20 protein-coding genes and 1 pseudogene are annotated in these 16,481 nt (G+C 46.4%); 17 read left to right on the top strand and 4 right to left on the bottom strand.

Annotation, left to right across the window (positions count from 1 at the left end):
- Positions 1-25: 25 nt before the first annotated feature.
- The 14 genes from rpsM to DWZ40_RS00145 all read left to right on the top strand — a co-directional run bounded on the left by rpsM (position 26) and on the right by DWZ40_RS00145 (position 11,621).
- Complete coding sequence (gene rpsM / locus DWZ40_RS00215) at positions 26-394, top strand: 30S ribosomal protein S13 (protein ID WP_118540154.1); 369 nt, start codon at positions 26-28, stop codon at positions 392-394.
- 88 nt (positions 395-482) lie between these two features.
- Positions 483-884, top strand: coding sequence for a 30S ribosomal protein S11 (rpsK, locus tag DWZ40_RS00210; RefSeq protein ID WP_118533414.1), 402 nt, complete (start codon positions 483-485; stop codon positions 882-884).
- Positions 885-900: 16 nt separating this feature from the next.
- A complete protein-coding gene (rpsD, locus tag DWZ40_RS00205) occupies positions 901-1,494 on the top strand; it encodes a 30S ribosomal protein S4 (protein ID WP_118540153.1) in 594 nt (197 codons plus the stop codon).
- 53 nt (positions 1,495-1,547) lie between these two features.
- Positions 1,548-2,507 (top strand): DNA-directed RNA polymerase subunit alpha, encoded by a 960-nt coding sequence (locus DWZ40_RS00200; protein ID WP_118540152.1) that lies wholly within the window; start codon positions 1,548-1,550, stop codon positions 2,505-2,507.
- 211 nt (positions 2,508-2,718) lie between these two features.
- Positions 2,719-3,255, top strand: a complete 537-nt coding sequence (locus tag DWZ40_RS00195) for a L17 family ribosomal protein (protein WP_118533408.1) — start codon at positions 2,719-2,721, stop codon at positions 3,253-3,255.
- A 285-nt stretch (positions 3,256-3,540) separates the two neighbouring features.
- The gene (locus tag DWZ40_RS00190) at positions 3,541-4,791 is read left to right on the top strand and encodes an N-acetylmuramoyl-L-alanine amidase family protein (protein WP_182430486.1); all 1,251 of its coding nucleotides are present in this window, start codon (positions 3,541-3,543) and stop codon (positions 4,789-4,791) included.
- A 218-nt stretch (positions 4,792-5,009) separates the two neighbouring features.
- Positions 5,010-5,555 (top strand): TIGR01440 family protein, encoded by a 546-nt coding sequence (locus DWZ40_RS00185; RefSeq protein WP_243035150.1) that lies wholly within the window; start codon positions 5,010-5,012, stop codon positions 5,553-5,555.
- Between the two features lie 195 nt (positions 5,556-5,750).
- Complete coding sequence (locus tag DWZ40_RS00180; protein ID WP_118540149.1) at positions 5,751-6,626, top strand: energy-coupling factor transporter ATPase; 876 nt, start codon at positions 5,751-5,753, stop codon at positions 6,624-6,626.
- Positions 6,627-6,638: 12 nt separating this feature from the next.
- A complete protein-coding gene (locus DWZ40_RS00175; RefSeq protein ID WP_118540148.1) occupies positions 6,639-7,499 on the top strand; it encodes an energy-coupling factor transporter ATPase in 861 nt (286 codons plus the stop codon).
- Positions 7,496-8,290: an energy-coupling factor transporter transmembrane component T gene (locus DWZ40_RS00170; protein ID WP_118540147.1), complete on the top strand. Its 795-nt coding sequence runs from the start codon at positions 7,496-7,498 to the stop codon at positions 8,288-8,290. Before DWZ40_RS00175 ends, DWZ40_RS00170 begins: the two co-directional genes overlap by 4 nt.
- Positions 8,291-8,444: 154 nt before the next feature.
- Positions 8,445-9,638, top strand: a complete 1,194-nt coding sequence (gene truA, locus DWZ40_RS00165) for a tRNA pseudouridine(38-40) synthase TruA (RefSeq protein WP_118540146.1) — start codon at positions 8,445-8,447, stop codon at positions 9,636-9,638.
- Between the two features lie 204 nt (positions 9,639-9,842).
- Positions 9,843-10,277 (top strand): 50S ribosomal protein L13, encoded by a 435-nt coding sequence (rplM, locus tag DWZ40_RS00160; RefSeq protein ID WP_118533980.1) that lies wholly within the window; start codon positions 9,843-9,845, stop codon positions 10,275-10,277.
- A 28-nt stretch (positions 10,278-10,305) separates the two neighbouring features.
- A complete protein-coding gene (gene rpsI, locus DWZ40_RS00155) occupies positions 10,306-10,695 on the top strand; it encodes a 30S ribosomal protein S9 (RefSeq protein ID WP_118540145.1) in 390 nt (129 codons plus the stop codon).
- A 623-nt stretch (positions 10,696-11,318) separates the two neighbouring features.
- Positions 11,319-11,621: a hypothetical protein gene (locus DWZ40_RS00145; protein WP_118540143.1), complete on the top strand. Its 303-nt coding sequence runs from the start codon at positions 11,319-11,321 to the stop codon at positions 11,619-11,621.
- A 47-nt stretch (positions 11,622-11,668) separates the two neighbouring features.
- On the opposite strand, the pseudogene DWZ40_RS00140 reads toward DWZ40_RS00145, so the two are convergent.
- The 3 genes and pseudogenes from DWZ40_RS00140 to DWZ40_RS00125 form a co-directional block, all read right to left on the bottom strand.
- Positions 11,669-12,130, bottom strand: a pseudogene (locus tag DWZ40_RS00140) (Fic family protein); the annotation flags it as partial.
- Between the two features lie 6 nt (positions 12,131-12,136).
- Positions 12,137-12,925, bottom strand: a complete 789-nt coding sequence (locus tag DWZ40_RS00135; protein WP_118540142.1) for a type II CAAX endopeptidase family protein — start codon at positions 12,923-12,925, stop codon at positions 12,137-12,139.
- Positions 12,926-13,334: 409 nt separating this feature from the next.
- The gene (locus DWZ40_RS00125; protein WP_243035137.1) at positions 13,335-13,676 is read right to left on the bottom strand and encodes a helix-turn-helix domain-containing protein; all 342 of its coding nucleotides are present in this window, start codon (positions 13,674-13,676) and stop codon (positions 13,335-13,337) included.
- A gap of 252 nt (positions 13,677-13,928) precedes the next feature.
- On the opposite strand from DWZ40_RS00125, the gene DWZ40_RS00120 reads away from it, so the two are divergent.
- Positions 13,929-14,846 carry a DUF4300 family protein gene (locus tag DWZ40_RS00120; protein WP_243035136.1) on the top strand — a complete coding sequence of 306 codons (918 nt, stop codon included), beginning with the start codon at positions 13,929-13,931 and terminating at the stop codon, positions 14,844-14,846.
- A 311-nt stretch (positions 14,847-15,157) separates the two neighbouring features.
- Here DWZ40_RS00120 and DWZ40_RS19935 read toward each other — a convergent pair whose 3' ends face one another.
- Positions 15,158-15,511 (bottom strand): transposase, encoded by a 354-nt coding sequence (locus DWZ40_RS19935; RefSeq protein WP_243035149.1) that lies wholly within the window; start codon positions 15,509-15,511, stop codon positions 15,158-15,160.
- Positions 15,512-15,970: 459 nt separating this feature from the next.
- Here DWZ40_RS19935 and DWZ40_RS00110 point away from each other — a divergent pair, with 459 nt between their 5' ends.
- A complete protein-coding gene (locus DWZ40_RS00110; RefSeq protein ID WP_114000404.1) occupies positions 15,971-16,183 on the top strand; it encodes a helix-turn-helix transcriptional regulator in 213 nt (70 codons plus the stop codon).
- A 15-nt stretch (positions 16,184-16,198) separates the two neighbouring features.
- The gene (locus DWZ40_RS00105; protein ID WP_118540140.1) at positions 16,199-16,480 is read left to right on the top strand and encodes a TIGR04076 family protein; all 282 of its coding nucleotides are present in this window, start codon (positions 16,199-16,201) and stop codon (positions 16,478-16,480) included.
- Position 16,481: the final 1 nt, after the last annotated feature.

Here is a 16,481-nt window from a genome sequence, read left to right as displayed (position 1 = left end):
AAAGTTATAGGAGGTTACGACGCAAATGGCTCGTATTTCAGGTGTTGATTTACCAAGAGAAAAACGTGTTGAAATCGGTCTGACTTACATCTACGGAATCGGTAGAACAAGTGCAAACCGTATCCTTGCTGAGGCTGGCGTTAATCCTGACACTCGTGTTAAGGATCTGACCGATGACGAAGTAAAGAAGCTGGCAGCTGTTATTGCTGAGACCCAGACTGTTGAGGGTGATCTTCGTAGAGAGATCGCTATGAACATCAAGAGACTGCAGGAGATTGGCTGCTATCGCGGAATCCGTCATAGAAAAGGTCTGCCGGTTCGTGGTCAGAAGACCAAAACCAATGCAAGAACCCGCAAAGGTCCTCGTAAGACTGTTGCAAACAAGAAGAAATAAGTAATTCGTAACATTATGTAGAATCACGTTGCATGTTTTAAAAACAGGAAACAAGATTCGGAAATTCAAGAAAGTAGGTTAGTTTAAAATGGCTAAAAAAGTGTCCACTGCAAAAAAAGTGACAAAAAAGCGCGTAAAGAAAAACGTTGAACGCGGACAGGCACATATCCAGTCTTCTTTTAACAACACCATCGTTACCTTAACCGATGCACAGGGTAACGCGTTGTCCTGGGCAAGTGCCGGTGGTCTGGGATTTAGAGGTTCAAGGAAATCTACTCCATATGCAGCTCAGATGGCTGCAGAAACTGCCGCAAAAGCAGCTTTAGTACATGGTTTAAAATCTGTAGACGTTATGGTTAAAGGACCTGGTTCAGGCCGTGAAGCAGCAATTCGTGCGCTTTCCGCATGCGGTATTGAAGTAACTAGCATTAAGGACGTAACTCCGGTTCCACATAACGGATGTCGCCCGCCAAAACGTAGAAGAGTCTAATTAGGAGGTACTAAAAGTGGCAGTAGATAGAGTTCCTGTTCTTAAAAGATGCAGATCTCTTGGTTTAGATCCGATCTATTTAGGAATTGATAAAAAATCAAACAGAGAATTAAAAAGAGCTAACAGAAAAGTAAGTGAGTATGGTCTCCAGTTACGTGAGAAACAGAAAGCAAAATTCATCTATGGCGTATTAGAGAAACCGTTCCGTAACTACTACACCAGAGCCGAGAAAATGGAAGGCCAGACTGGTGAGAACATGATGATTCTCCTGGAGCGCAGACTGGATAACGTTGTATTCCGTATGGGATTCGGCCGCACCAGACGCGAGACCAGACAGATCGTAGATCACAAGCACATCCTGGTAAACGGCAAGTGTGTAAACATCCCGTCCTACCTGGTAAAAGCTGGTGACGTAATCGAAGTAAAAGAGAAGGCGAAATCTTCTCAGAGATACAAAGATGCTCTTGAGGTAACTGCAGGACGTCTGGTTCCGGCTTGGCTGGATGTTGACCAGGAGAATCTGCGCGGTACTGTTAAAGAGCTGCCGACCAGAGATGAGATTGATGTTCCGGTAAACGAGATGCTTATCGTCGAGTTGTACTCCAAATAATTAAGAGTACCAATTTCCCTCGATAGAAGAACCCAAAAGGAGGGGCTAGAGTCGTGTTCGATTTTGAGAAACCAAACATTGAGATTGTTGAGATTTCTGATGATAAGAAATATGGCAAGTTTGTAGTTGAACCACTTGAGAGAGGCTATGGCACAACGCTGGGTAACTCCCTGAGAAGAATCATGCTTTCTTCTCTGCCGGGTGCAGCTGTCAGCCAGGTGAAAATCGACGGCGTTTTGCATGAGTTCAGTTCTATTCCGGGTGTTAAGGAAGATGTAACTGAGATCATCATGAACATCAAGAGCTTATCTATTAAGAACAACAGCGATAGCAACGAAGTAAAGACCGCCTACATCGAGTTCGAAGGTGAGGGTGTCATTACTGCAGCTGATATCCAGGCTGACCCGGACATCGAGATCATGAATCCGGATCAGGTGATCGCACACTTAAGCGGCGGTGCAGACAGCAAGTTCTACATGGAGCTTACTATCACCAAGGGCCGTGGCTATGTGAGCGCAGACAAGAATAAGACAGAAGATATGCCAGTTGGTGTGATCGCGGTGGATTCCATCTATACACCGGTTGAGCGTGTCAACATGTCCATTCAGAATACCCGTGTTGGACAGGTTACCGATTACGATAAGCTGACCTTAGACGTGTATACCAATGGAACCTTAGCTCCAGACGAGGCTGTAAGCCTTGCAGCGAAAGTTCTGAGCGAGCACTTAAATCTGTTCATTGACCTTTCTGAGAATGCCAAGACCGCTGAGATCATGGTAGAGAAAGAGGACAATGAGAAAGAGAAAGTTCTCGAGATGAACATCGATGAACTGGAACTGTCTGTTCGTTCCTACAACTGCTTAAAGAGAGCCGGCATCAATACTGTGGAGGAGCTGTGCAACAGAACTCCGGAGGATATGATGAAGGTTCGTAACCTCGGCAGAAAGTCCCTCGAGGAGGTTCTGGCGAAGTTAAAAGAATTAGGTCTGCAGCTGAATCCGAGTGAGGAGTAAAACGACGAACTTGGGTGATACTCGAACGAAGTGAAACGGAGTTTGAGTTTCCCCTGTCAGCGAGGAGTAATTCGACAATTAGAAACTGAAAAAGTGGCGGCTCCGTAAGTCCATCAGGCAGAGAGCCGCTACATTATGAAAATTGGAAGCTGTGGTCCGGTAAGACCAAAGGGCACGGGACTGCACTCCACATTATATGGAGGAAAATAAAATGGCAGGTTATAGAAAGCTTGGAAGAACTTCCAGCCAGAGAAAAGCAATGATCCGCAGCCAGGTAACTGCACTGCTGTATCATGGAAGCATCAAAACTACTGAGGCTAGAGCAAAAGAGATCCGCAAAGTTGCTGAGGGTCTGATCGCACTGGCTGTGAAAGAGAAAGATAACTTCGAGACCGTTACTGTTACCGCTAAGGTTGCTAAAAAGGACGCTGAGGGTAAGAGAGTCAAAGAAGTAGTAAACGGCAAGAAAGTTACCGTTTATGATGAAGTTCAGAAGGAAATCAAGAAAGATAAGCCGTCCAGACTTCATGCTCGTCGTCAGATGCTCAAAGTTCTCTACGATGTAACTGAGGTTCCGACCGCAGCTGCTGGTAAGAAGAAAAACACCAAGTCCGTAGATATCCCGGCAAAACTCTTTGATGAGGTTGCTCCGAAGTACGTTTCCCGTAACGGTGGTTACACCCGTATCGTTAAGATCGGCCAGCGTAAGGGCGACGGCGCTATGGAAGTGCTGTTAGAGCTTGTTTAATTTATAATTTTATAAATCTATGAGCTTATGGCTCCCGAAGAGAAATCTTCGGGAGCTTTTTGGCTTCATAAGAAATTGCAGCCTATGAAACAAAAAAGCTCTGTGGGATGTGTCATAAATCTTTCAATTTGCGGCAGGATTGTGTCAGAAAGGTAAGGAATACGTAAGTTGACCGAACAACTTACTTCGCTTATAATGAAATTACAAAAAGAGATCAGGAATATATAGATCGCACAAGAGAATACAGAACATGAATGATCGAAAATAAGAGAGCGAGGGATGAGCATGACAAAGAAAAGGTTTGCGGTATGGGGAATGTTATTTGCCCTGTGTGTCAGTACCGCAGGAATGAAAACAGCTTATGCGGCTGACAAAACAATCTCCAGTGTCAAATTACAGATTTATACCGACTTAGAGCCAGGCGATAAGATCGGGGATGCAGCCATTGACATTGACAGTACCACGGCACCGGGCGGCGGTATCGCAATTTCCGGTTCCACGGACCGCTATCAGATTAAAGAAGCGGACTGGACGACTTCTTCTTCCAAAGAAGTAAGCGTCGGATATCAGCCAGAGTTAAAGATCCGGTTGGAAGTGATTGATTCCGGTTATGCATTTAAGGGAACCTATCGTTCCAGCAATGTGACCATAAAAGGCGGCGAATTTATCAGTGCCAGCAAGAGCAGCGGTGATCTGGTAATCAAGGCCCGGTTAAAACCATTAAAAGGCACATTTGAAGCTCCACAGGATGCTTACTGGAAGGACAATGCAAAGGGAACTGCCCGGTGGGAGGAACCAGACAATGGAGGAACCGGTCAGTATGAGGTAGAGCTTCGCAAGGGATCCACCAAAATTTACACAACCGAGACAACCAGTAAAACCTTCAATTTTTATCCGTATATGACGCAGGCAGGAACTTATAAGTTCCGTGTTCGTACCATCGCAAAAACATCCAAACAGGACGATTATGGTAAGAGCAGCGAATGGGTAGAATCCGATGAAATCTACCTGGCCAAGGAAGATGTATCGGACGGAAGCGGCAGAAACAATAGCACCAGTAATGGCGGACCAAGCGGAACTCCGGGAAACAGCAAAGCTGGCTGGCAGAAATACGATAATGCCTGGTATTATTATTATCCAGATGGCAGTTACGTAAAGAACGGCTGGGTTGAAGTAGGCGGCAGATGGTATGTGTTCGATAATAGCGGCAAAATGCTGACTGGCTGGCAGGAACGTAATGGCCAGATGTACTATCTGGATGCAAGTGGTGCCATGGTCACCGGTTGGGTTTCCTGGAATGGCCGTTGGTGCTATATGAACGAAACTCAGGATCAGTATTATGGCTGCCTGGTTCGTGGACACTGGCTGACAAAGGACGGAAAAACCTATTACTTAAACAGCACCGGCTATATGGCTGAAGGCTGGAACGAGGTCGAAGGCAACTGGTATTACTTCTATCCAGGCCAGGGCAACAAGGCCGTGAATACAAACATCGACACATTTTATGTGAATGAGCAGGGTGTGTGGGTACACTAAAGCAACAATATCACACGATAACGAACGAGGGGCGAAAGTTTCCGCAGCCGCCATGCATGGCGGCTGTGGAAACTTTCGCCCCTTTGATACTTACTGTGCAATATTGTTATTTTGTGGTAAGATAGCGTATAATGAGTGAAACATCATGGGTAGAAGAATGGAGGAAAACAGCGATGGGAACCGGATTATCCGATCGGAAAGCAGATAAACAGGAACTGATGGAAATAGAAAACGAGGCGTATGAGGCAGCTTCCCAGCTGCTCGCAGCCGCGCATCCGAAAAAGGGCAGTATTTTTGTGGTTGGCTGTTCTACGAGTGAGGTGGCAGGGGAACGGATTGGAAGCTTTTCCAGCCCGGAACTGGGGCAGGCGTTGTTTGACGGGATTTACCGCGCAGCAAAAGAAGCAGGTGTTTCTCTTGCTGCCCAGTGCTGCGAGCACTTAAACCGTGCCCTGATTTTGGAGGAAGAGGCAGCCGAGCGTTATGGATATGAGCAGGTCAACGTGATTCCGCAGCCGAAAGCCGGAGGCTCTTTTGCGACAGCAGCGTATCATACTTTTGAAAGTCCGGTGGCAGTGGAGCATATCCGCGCAGCGGCCGGAATGGATATTGGTGATACCCTGATCGGCATGCATTTAAAAGAGGTGGCAGTTCCGGTGCGGATCGAAAGACGGCAGATCGGGGCGGCCAGAGTCATCTGCGCGAGAACCCGCCTGAAATTTACCGGAGGAGCCCGGGCAATCTATGATGAAACACTTCTTTAAAGGAACCAGATTTTGCCTATTTGGAGATGAAAAACAGGAACTCGTGTGTTTTCTGGTTGACGCTGTGTATAATTTCGCTTAAAATGAAAAAACGGTGGAAAACTGCGGAATTTTTCTGCTTGATGGGGAAAAAGCTAAGGCAGTTTTTCACAAAGGAAAACGATATCGCTGTATACAGGAAAGGAAGCCAATTTTATGGGAATCATAAAAGCTTCAAAATTAATATACGATTATATCCGCCGGGATGAAGATGACCATGTGGAAGAGGTAAAGCGTGCCATCGATGATCTGACCCTGGACATTAAACAGGGGGATTTTGTGGCAATCCTGGGGCATAACGGCTCTGGAAAGTCTACCTTTGCCAAGCAGGTGAACGGCATTCTTCTTCCGACGGATGGAACGGTCTGGATTTCCGGCATGAATACCGCAGACGATGCCCACATCTGGGATATCCGCAAAACAGCCGGCATGGTCTTCCAAAATCCGGACAACCAGATCATTGGTAATATTGTAGAGGAAGATGTCGGGTTCGGACCGGAAAACCTTGGGGTCCCGACCGATGAGATCTGGAAACGCGTGGACCAGAGCCTCGAAGCGGTTGGCATGACGGCATACCGCTTAAAATCTCCAAATAAGCTGTCAGGTGGACAGAAACAGCGTGTGGCGATCGCAGGTGTTATGGCAATGAAGCCGCAGTGCATCATTCTGGATGAGCCGACAGCGATGCTGGACCCAAATGGACGTAAGGAAGTCATTGCCACGCTTCACGAGCTGAATCGCCAGGAGAAGATCACGGTCCTTCTGATCACACATTATATGGAAGAAGTCATCGACGCAGACCGCGTGATCGTGATGGATGACGGAAAACTGGTTATGGATGGAACCCCGCGGGAGATTTTCTCACGGGTAAAGGAATTGAAGGAATACCGGCTGGATGTTCCGCAGGTGACGGAGCTTGCCTACGAGCTAAAGCAGGCGGGCTTAGACCTGCCGGACGGAATTCTGACCATGGACGAGCTGATGGAAAAGCTTCTTCCGATGTTTCATGAAAAATATCCAGAGGTAAAATAGAAGGAGGCATCTATGTCAATCAGGGCAGAACATTTGAACCATATTTATGGGGAAGGAACAGCCTTTGAGCAGTATGCCTTAAAGGATGTCAGTTTTGAAATTGAGGATGGACAGTTTATCGGGCTGATCGGACATACCGGTTCCGGAAAGTCCACACTGATCCAGCATTTGAATGGTCTCTTGCGGGCCAGCAGCGGAGCAATCTATTATAATGGAGAAAACATTTACCAGGACGGCTACGATATGAAGGCGCTGCGCAGTAAGGTTGGTCTGGTTTTCCAGTATCCGGAGCACCAGCTGTTTGAAGTGGACGTTTTTTCTGATGTCTGCTTTGGACCGAAAAACCAGGGACTTTCCAAAGAAGAAGTAGAAGAGCGGGCGAAAGAAGCCCTTATCCAGGTTGGACTGGATGAGAAACTGTGGAGGCAGTCTCCATTTGAACTTTCAGGCGGACAGAAACGAAGGGTTGCCATTGCCGGTGTTCTGGCAATGCATCCGGAAGTACTGATCCTGGATGAGCCGACGGCAGGACTGGACCCAAAAGGGCGGGATGAAATTCTGGATGAAATCTCAGAACTTCATAAAAAACGCCATATGACCATTATTCTCGTCTCACACAGCATGGAGGATATTGCACGCTATGCAGACCGGATCATGGTGATGAACCACGGGGAAAAGATGTTCGATGCACCGCCGAAAGAGGTCTTCCGTCATTATAAGGAGCTGGAGAAAATCGGACTTGCTGCACCGCAGATTACTTACATTGTGCATGGGCTGAAAGAGCATGGTGTGCCGATTGCCGATGATATTACCACAGTAGCAGAGGCAAAGGATGCGATCCTGAAACTGCTCGGGAAGGATGAAAGAGCATGATTCGTGATATTACCTTAGGACAATATTATCCGGTGGATTCGGTGCTGCACCGCATGGATCCCCGGACCAAGCTGTTTGGAACACTGGTATTTATTGTGTCGTTGTTCTTTGCGAACAGCATTGCCTGCTATGTGGCAGCAACCTTATTTCTGGTGGCAGCGATCCGCATGTCAAAGGTTCCTTTTTCGTTTATCGTAAGGGGCTTAAAGGCCGTTGTATTCCTGCTGCTGATCAGTGTCAGCTTTAATTTATTTTTAACACCGGGAACTGCAATTTTCCAGATTGGTTTCTTAAAGATCACCCAGGAAGGTGTGCGTATCGCTGGATTTATGGCACTGCGCCTGATCTATCTGGTAATTGGTTCTTCTGTCATGACCCTGACAACGACACCGAATGAACTGACCGATGGTCTGGAAAAAAGCCTTGGCTTTTTAAATAAAGTCGGAGTGCCGGTTCATGAGATATCCATGATGATGTCCATTGCCCTTCGCTTTATTCCGATTCTGGTCGAAGAAACGGACAAGATCATGAAAGCCCAGATGGCTAGAGGCGCTGATTTTGAGAGCGGAAATCTGATCCAGAAGGCAAAGAGCATGGTTCCGCTTCTGGTTCCGCTGTTTATCTCAGCATTCCGCCGCGCAACGGATCTGGCTATGGCCATGGAGGCCCGCTGTTATCATGGCGGTGAGGGACGGACCAAGATGAAACCGCTTAAATACGCAAAGCGTGATCATATCGGATATCTGGTTTATGTGATTTATCTGGTGCTTGTCATCTTACTGCGTGCATAAATGAAAAGATTGCTTTCCTGCGTTTTTGGAAAGCAATTTTCTATTTACAGCCATTGTATGTGATGCTTCTTATGTGACACTTTTACGAATCGGATTTTAGAAATTTACAGATACATGTTGCAAGCTAAAAAATGAATGCTACCTGGAGGAACGTATGAAACGAGTAAAACTGGTGGTCGCTTATGACGGCACCGCGTATCGTGGCTGGCAGCTGCAGCCAAACGGTATTACCATAGAAGAAGTGCTGAACCGGGAACTGACAGCGCTGTTAAAAGAACCCATTTCTGTGATCGGTGCGAGCCGGACCGACTCCGGGGTTCATGCGAGAGGAAATGTAGCGGTGTTCGACACCGAAAACCGCATGCCGGCAGATAAAATCTGCTTTGCGCTCAACCAGCGTCTGCCGGAAGATATCCGCGTCCAGAGCTCAAAAGAGGTGCCTGCAGACTGGCATCCACGGAAAGCAAACTGCACCAAAACTTATGAATACAAGGTATTAAACCGGAAAATTTCCATGCCGTTAGAACGATTATATGCTCATTTTTGTTATTTTAACCTGGATCTTGAGAAAATGCGTCAGGCAGCTGCTTATCTGATCGGAGAACATGACTTTAAGAGTTTTTGTACAGTGCGGACCCAGGCAGAAGAGACGGTGCGTACCATTTACAGTCTGGATATCACAAAGCAGGATGACATGATCACCATCCGCATCAGCGGAAGTGGATTCCTCTATAATATGGTGCGCATCATTGCGGGAACCCTTCTGGAAGTTGGCATGGGTGCGTACCCGCCGAAGCACATGGAAGAAATTCTGGATGCAAGAGACCGCCAGGCAGCAGGACGCACGGCACCGGCGAGAGGACTGACTCTGGTCAGCATGGAATATCAGAAAGAACTGCCGGACTGGCATCACCGGGAGAACAAATACTGGAAGTATGATATTCTGCAGTCCCATATAAAAGATGAGAAGACAGCCTTTTTCGTGCTCACCCGCTGCGTGGAGGAAGAACTGGATGGAATCCTCCGGAGAAATATCCATCATGCATTCCAGAATGGGGCTGAGAAAGTCTATGTGACCGATCTGGAAAAGCCGGAGCGGTTACAGGCGGGGGATGTTCATGGACGCTATGTGCTGAAAGAGACGGAGAAGGAAGCTGGAGACTGCTTTACGCCAGAAGAGGCAGAGGCGCTGAGAAAATTGGTGCAAAGCGGCGGGGAACGTCCAGATTGTGTGAAATGTGCAAAGCCCTCCGGAAATACAGCACAGGAAGAAGAAACATCAGCAAAGGAAACTGCTCTGCGGTGGGTAACTGCCCTTCCGCTTGTGGATAACATACCGCAAAATTGAAAAAACTGTGGAAAACCCTTCAAAATCACGTAAAATCAAGGAAAAAGCGCTTGACATGAAACGGCGGATATAATATAATATACAACTGTGACGTTAGGTGGAAATGCTTAGGCCAAAGCCCCGGAATAGGCATTTTACTATACATTTCAAAACAATTGCGGTAAGTGACCGTTAGGAACAGATAGTTTAACAGGAGGTTAACCAATGAAGAGTTTTATGGCTAGTCCAGCGACGATTGAGAGAAAATGGTATGTAGTAGATGCTGCCGGATGTACTTTAGGACGTTTGGCTTCAGAAGTAGCAAAAGTATTAAGAGGTAAAAATAAACCGATCTACACCCCGCACATCGACTGCGGCGATTATGTGATCGTTGTTAATGCAGATCAGATCAAAGTAACCGGTAAGAAGTTAGATCAGAAGATCTACTATCATCACTCTGATTACGTAGGTGGTATGAAAGAGACCACTCTGCGTGAGATGATGGCTAAGAAGCCGGAGCGTGTGATCGAGCTTGCTGTTAAGGGTATGCTTCCGAAGGGACCTTTAGGAAGAAGCATGATGACCAAGCTTCATGTATATGCAGGACCGGATCATGAGCAGGCAGCTCAGAAGCCGGAAGCTCTGGAAATCAAATTCTAAGGAAAGGTACTGAAAGGAGGAAGTTATCATGGCAAATAAATATTACGGAACAGGTAGAAGAAAAAAATCTATCGCAAGAGTATATCTGGTACCAGGTACCGGTAAAATCACCATCAACAAGAGAGACATCGACGAGTATCTTGGTCTTGAGACCTTAAAGGTAGTTGTTCGTCAGCCGTTAGTAGCAACCGAGACCGTTGACAAGTTCGACGTTCTGGTTAACGTTCGCGGCGGCGGCTTCACTGGCCAGGCTGGTGCAATCCGTCACGGTATCTCTAGAGCACTGCTTCAGGCAGATGCTGATTTCAGACCGGTTCTGAAAAAAGCAGGCTTCCTGACCAGAGACCCGCGTATGAAAGAGAGAAAGAAATACGGTCTCAAAGCAGCTCGTCGCGCTCCGCAGTTCAGCAAGCGATAATCGACTGCTTAATAATGCTAAAAAAGCCCGGAAATACGCCATTTTCCGGGCTTTTTCTATGCCTGAAATCATCTGATTCCGATGGTGAAATTTGAGGAAATTTGACTTCAAATTAACCCATTTTGATGGGTTTACCATGGGTTTACGGCCTATTTTTGAGCCTAATGAGTGGGAAAATGGGTTTACAGAAGGCCATTTTGGAGGGGAAATTAGCCCGATATCCTTGACAGATTTTCGGCAAAAATCCGGCTGAAACGGAATGAAAAACAGTGTCAGGTTCGTTTGGCGAGTTCTGACGAATTCTGCAAAAATTTAATATCAGGTATCCTGTTACATAGAGCCTTGGCTCATTCTTTGAAAACGAGAATGGGGCGAGGCTCTATTTTTTTCGCCCGAAATCCGGCGAGACAAATTTGAGCAGGAGGTAACAGGTATGACGGATTTCCTTACCCAACTCTCCAAACTTTCATAACAGGGATAGATACTCCATTTGCGGAGGGAGTAACGGCGTTTCTTCGCCGCACCTTCCTCCGCTTTTTCTTTTTGGCGGTATCCTTGTCTTTTGCCTGTCCGTACCGGATAATATGAGTAGAATAAGAAGCGTAGCAAAGGAGTGAAAACAGATGCTGACCTTTGAAAAGGTGCTGGAGATTTTTGCGGACTACCTGGCCGCAGACGAGACCATCGAAGTTTATATCAGCCGTCACGGATGTGTAAGGGTGGAATTTGACCAGGACTTTCACTATTGCACCGGCGAGGTGTGCCATACTCCCAAGGAACTGTTCGACCTCTTAGCCGATGATTACCGGACTTATCTGGAGATTGAACTGACCAAAGGAAAACGGGAAGTGACGGAAGATGATGAGAGAGAAGCGGATGCCCTGTGCAAACGGCATCTGGAGCGTTGGAAGGAGGAACAGGAATGAAAAGAAGCAGGACAATGGGAGATGAGCCCCAATGCCCTGCTTCTGGGTTATTTGGAATGAACGGTAGTGTATTTCTGGTTTTTGCTTTTGGGTTTGTCTGGAAACATCATTTCAAGTTTACCAGAAGATAATAAAGGCTTGAGGTAATATTTGCTGAAGTGAGAACGGCTGGAAACATCAATATATGCTTGCATTTCATCTCGACTTTTAGGATCTGCACAAAATTCCAATAGCAAGTTTTGCTTGCTGATCACAGATGTATCATGTGCGGCATCATGTGCTGTATCATGTGCGGCATCATGTACGGAAGCACCGCACATGTTGTAGTTTACATTTTTCAAGATGACTCTGAAATCTGTCGCTGTTGAGGAAAATTCAGGCTTATATGCCGCTGTGTATCCAGGCAGCTTTTCAGTTTCACTGACGATTTTGCGCAGACCACTTCCACGGCGTTCCATGTACTTCATGCGGTGAAACAGGTCAGCAATCACAGGGTTTCGCCTCATCGAAACCCCTTACATGCTATCTGCTCTTTTGTCCTGTCGGAGTGAGCGGCAGACGATATACCCTGCCGGAGCGATCATGATCAGAATAAAAATGCTGATCAGTTCATTCACTTCGGATGGCGCAAAGCCCTGCAGCATAGTAATGAGGTTGTTTGCGAAATGCACGAGGATGGGAAACAACAGGTCCCTTTTCTTCTCGTAAAGGATTCCTGCGGCAATGCCCATAAGGGTGGCATAGACAGCCTGCGCGATATTCAGGTGATAAACGCCGAAGAGTACGGATGATATTAGAATCGCGCCCCAAGCGGGGGCAAATTTCCGTATGGAGCGAAGCACAATGCCGCGGAATAGAATTTCTTCTACAACAGGTGCAGCGATCACCGCAATCATAAATGTTCCAAATGCATTTCCGCCGGCAATATTTTCAGCACCGGCGTTCATTGCCTCAACGCTTTTTTGAAGCGAGGGAAGCTGCTCTGCCAGCATGATCCAAAGACCGGAGATTCCGCAAATGCCAAATCCCACGACCAGACTGCCGAGCACATCTTTGAAATTTGTCGCTGTGCGCGGTTCGCTTATCTCTTTCCTCCAAAGCAGTTTATAGAGGGTGAAGAATACGAGGATAAGGACGACGTAAATCAGAATCTCGCCCCAATATGAGTATTTCATAAATTGCTGTGGGGAGATATGAAAAACATCCAAAACAAGTCTTTCCACAAGGAAATACAACAGGTTGGACAGCAAAAAATGCAGTGCGATTGCAAGAATGGGAATAGCGAAATATCTTTTTTTCATCATAGGTCAATTTTTTCTCCTGTCTGTATTTTCGAGGGGACTGCTGCAGTATAACAGATTTAACTTAAAGTCTTTGTTAAGGGGCGAAGCTGTAATCTTTCGAAAGCGGTGTCGCAAAGGGATGCGGTTCATCTTCCTTGCCGAACCTTTTGACCTTTCTCTAAAAGATGTTTTCCTCATAGTTGGTGACATGCTGAATTTGGAATTAGGCTCCTTGCGTTCTGCAAAGCTTTTAGAGTTCAAACAGAAAATACCCACAGCCAAAGCGGCTGTGGGCATTTTCAAATCAGATTGTACGAGTTGACGCTGTCCTGCCAATCTCTACAGACCGTAGCTGTTTCTTACGCCTGCAAAAGCCCAACGTCCTGCCCGGTATATCCGCACTTGCCGATACACTCGAAGGGGGGGCTCCTTATCGCGTAGAAGGAAGAAGGCTGTCCGACTCCGGCGTTTTGAGAAGAAAATGGCTTTTGTGAAAGTCAAGTAGCCCCTCATCCCGCATTTTTCCAAGCTCCAGAGATAGCCCGCTGCGCTCCACACCAAGATAATCCACAAGCTGCTGGCGGGAGAACGGAATGTCGAACTCATAGCCGCCGCGCCGCTGCGCCTCGGCGGAAAAATAGGACATCAGCTTTGCGCGCGTCGTGCGCTGCCCCATGTGGGTGAGCTTTTCGTTGAGCCGCAGGTTCTTCTCCGCCAGTTCGCCCAGCAGGTTGCGGACGATGCGAGCGTGATGGGTGCAGATTGAAAGCAATCATTGAAGGCATGGCCATTTATCCTCGCCACTCATGAGTTGTCTGTTTACTTTTTTGTTCGTTGCTTCGATACTCCTACACACCGCCTGCACCAGATAATGCTTCTCATGGCAGAACACTTGGAGATGTGAGGAAAGTTGCTTGCTGCAAAAGCCGCAACACTTTGTATATCTTAACATAAGATTTATGATCCGGTGCTATAATAACCTCAGCAAATCGAGCAATCGCCAAAGAAAGGATGGATTAGAACTATGAGATCACGATGGGAAATCACTTTTATTATATGTGTTGTGCTTATTGCCGCCGTACTTGCAGGCTGCGGCGCAGCCGAGCAGCGTCCGGCATTGGAAAAAATTGAATACACGAACTTGAACGACAGTGGTTCGAGGGAGCTTTTGCAGGAGCTGCTCTCCGACGCAGGCGTGTCAGATGGGCGTATTCAGGGCTTTTTCCGCCGTTTGGATCACTTTAATGACATCGTGAAGCAGGAATGGCTTACGGATGGCTTTGAGGAAGCGGAGCTGCTGTATACGAAATACGACCCTTATACCATGCAGGACGAATGGACGGCGAAGAACGGGACGTTTCCGGGCTATAACTGCCGGATCACCGCCATGAGCCTGTTTGGGGATTTCCTCTCTGTGAGCGCAGACTCTCAAATCAATGCCGGTGAAGATGTGCTGTTTGTGGACGAGGAGACGCTGAAAACAGATCCCTCTGCGTTGGGAGGAAGCAGCCTTGCGGATTTCCGCGCACTGTATTCCTCTATGAAGGCGAATAATACCACGGAAATACCGCGCCATGTGCAAACTGTACAAGAAGAATGGGCATCCCGCGGCGTTACTTTTCAGGAGAATGAAAGGATCCGCCTTATCACGGTATTCTTCCATGATAAGCCGACTGAGGAGGAATCTCTGCTGTTTGTCGGGCATGTTGGCGTACTTTTGACGGCGGAGGACGGGACGCTGTACTTTGTAGAAAAAGTTGCCTTTCAGGAGCCGTACCGGCTGCTGCGATTTGCGAACCGAACGGCACTGAGCGATTATCTTATGGGAAAATATGACACCTCATGGGGACAGGATACGGCGACTCCCTTTATCATGGAGAATGACAAGCTCATGGACGGCTGGCGTCCAAACCCGGATAGCGGAAGCTCCGCGCTCGGCTAAGGACTGCGTGTTGCTGCCAATATAAGGGCGTGTGAAAAAATGAGAAATCATTTTTTACACGCTCTTTTAGACTAAAAAATTATAAACGAAGTAGTCTCTAAAAGCGCATTTCCCCCTTACCCCATAAATTTGTTGACTTTCATTCAGCTTTGACAGATATTCCTTAAGTTTTTCATAATGGCGCTGCTGGACGGACTTTCGATGTCCTTTACCAGCGACAAACGTTGTTTCATCCAACTGCCAGATTTCTACGTATTTCGATGCGGCTTCCTTTAAGTATTCTGGCGAGTATTCCGTATTAATACTAAACTTTATCCCCGTGTATTGAAGCTCAAGATTAATTTCCTGAAACAGGGAAGTGATCTTCTCAAACAGGCGGTATCTGGATTTTTCAGTCGCTTTCTTCCATACCCAGGAATACTTGTTTGCGTTGGCTTCAAACTTAGAATCGTCAATATATAAATGTTGCAGGTCCGTATGTTCTTTCTCAAAATTTTTTGATTGATATCACAGAATAGTTTCTCAATAGAATCGCTGAGTATCTCATTGATAAAATATCCAAAAGTCCGATAGGATGGGACTTTATGATCCATCAGATACATGAACCTTAGATTCACTTTGCAGCTGTCTTCCAGCTTACGAAGAGAGATATATCCATTTGTCATAAATCCGAACAGGATTGTTTTCAGCATACTGACCGGGTTATACCGAAGTCTTCCCACCTCATGTTTCGGGATTTCCTTCAGGTATTTCTCCAAATCGATTTCTCCCATAAATCGATCAAATGTCAGCACCGGATCACAAATGTCCAGATAATCTTGAATTAGTATTGGCAAAACTGCCTGTTTGGGGTTAGAATAAGTGCATGTTATTTTTTTCATTGCAGATTAATTTTAACACAAAAAGAGGACCTTGGATTCATTATGAATCCTTGGTCCTTCTTTTTTATAGGCTATGTTTTTTCACAGCCCCTCTGCTTGCAGAAGCGTGGATTCTAAAAAAATCGTTCAAAATTCGGACTGTAAACAATGCGGAACGACAATTGAAAGAGAACAATTTCTGCGTTATAATAAATTGCACTTACAGTGAAATATATTTCAACTAGAAAACAAACGAGGTGGAGTATGCTGAAGAATAATATAGAGGTCGATGTAAAGGTAAAATGTATAGAAGCTGCGACCACGCAGGCAAAACTGGCTGAAGAAGTTGGAACCACGCCGTCCTATGTAAATCGCCTGATAAAAAAGAAAGACGGAATTGTAAATAACACATTCCTGCAGATGTTAGAAAAGCTTGGTTACGATGTAGAGCTGACCTATGTGAAGCGAGAAATATAAGACGGAGGTGAGTCTATGCAGCATGAATGCAGAATAACAGTTCTGGAAACAAAGGTATTCCCTGAACTGCAGGAAAAATACCTGGCAGATCCAAAATCAGGACCATGTCCATGTTTTAAGACAGGAGATACTTTTCTTTTGAAAAGGACACCGCAACAGGATGATTTTTATCATCTGATGAACGGAAAGTTCTGTGGCGAAGCATGGGATGCTGTCAGCAGATATGTTTATACCGCATTGCAGGGTGGTTCCATCATGCATGGATTGTATATTCTCCTAACGGAGAAAAACGATTGAG

This window comes from Clostridium sp. AF32-12BH (genome assembly GCF_003477935.1).
Classification (GTDB): Bacteria; Bacillota; Clostridia; order Lachnospirales; family Lachnospiraceae; genus Brotaphodocola.
Note: the sequence above shows the minus strand (reverse complement) of the source record. Positions and strands in the feature narration are given on the sequence as shown.

Coding starts and splice junctions, on each gene's coding strand:
- rpsM (WP_118540154.1), top strand. CDS start 26: ATGGCTCGTATTTCAGGTGTTGATTTACCAAGAGAAAAACGTGTTGAA.
- rpsK (WP_118533414.1), top strand. CDS start 483: ATGGCTAAAAAAGTGTCCACTGCAAAAAAAGTGACAAAAAAGCGCGTA.
- DWZ40_RS00195 (WP_118533408.1), top strand. CDS start 2,719: ATGGCAGGTTATAGAAAGCTTGGAAGAACTTCCAGCCAGAGAAAAGCA.
- DWZ40_RS00190 (WP_182430486.1), top strand. CDS start 3,541: ATGACAAAGAAAAGGTTTGCGGTATGGGGAATGTTATTTGCCCTGTGT.
- DWZ40_RS00185 (WP_243035150.1), top strand. CDS start 5,010: ATGGAAATAGAAAACGAGGCGTATGAGGCAGCTTCCCAGCTGCTCGCA.
- DWZ40_RS00180 (WP_118540149.1), top strand. CDS start 5,751: ATGGGAATCATAAAAGCTTCAAAATTAATATACGATTATATCCGCCGG.
- DWZ40_RS00175 (WP_118540148.1), top strand. CDS start 6,639: ATGTCAATCAGGGCAGAACATTTGAACCATATTTATGGGGAAGGAACA.
- DWZ40_RS00170 (WP_118540147.1), top strand. CDS start 7,496: ATGATTCGTGATATTACCTTAGGACAATATTATCCGGTGGATTCGGTG.
- truA (WP_118540146.1), top strand. CDS start 8,445: ATGAAACGAGTAAAACTGGTGGTCGCTTATGACGGCACCGCGTATCGT.
- rplM (WP_118533980.1), top strand. CDS start 9,843: ATGAAGAGTTTTATGGCTAGTCCAGCGACGATTGAGAGAAAATGGTAT.
- rpsI (WP_118540145.1), top strand. CDS start 10,306: ATGGCAAATAAATATTACGGAACAGGTAGAAGAAAAAAATCTATCGCA.
- DWZ40_RS00145 (WP_118540143.1), top strand. CDS start 11,319: ATGCTGACCTTTGAAAAGGTGCTGGAGATTTTTGCGGACTACCTGGCC.
- DWZ40_RS00135 (WP_118540142.1), bottom strand. CDS start 12,925: ATGATGAAAAAAAGATATTTCGCTATTCCCATTCTTGCAATCGCACTG.
- DWZ40_RS00120 (WP_243035136.1), top strand. CDS start 13,929: ATGAGATCACGATGGGAAATCACTTTTATTATATGTGTTGTGCTTATT.
- DWZ40_RS19935 (WP_243035149.1), bottom strand. CDS start 15,511: ATGACAAATGGATATATCTCTCTTCGTAAGCTGGAAGACAGCTGCAAA.
- DWZ40_RS00110 (WP_114000404.1), top strand. CDS start 15,971: ATGCTGAAGAATAATATAGAGGTCGATGTAAAGGTAAAATGTATAGAA.
- DWZ40_RS00105 (WP_118540140.1), top strand. CDS start 16,199: ATGCAGCATGAATGCAGAATAACAGTTCTGGAAACAAAGGTATTCCCT.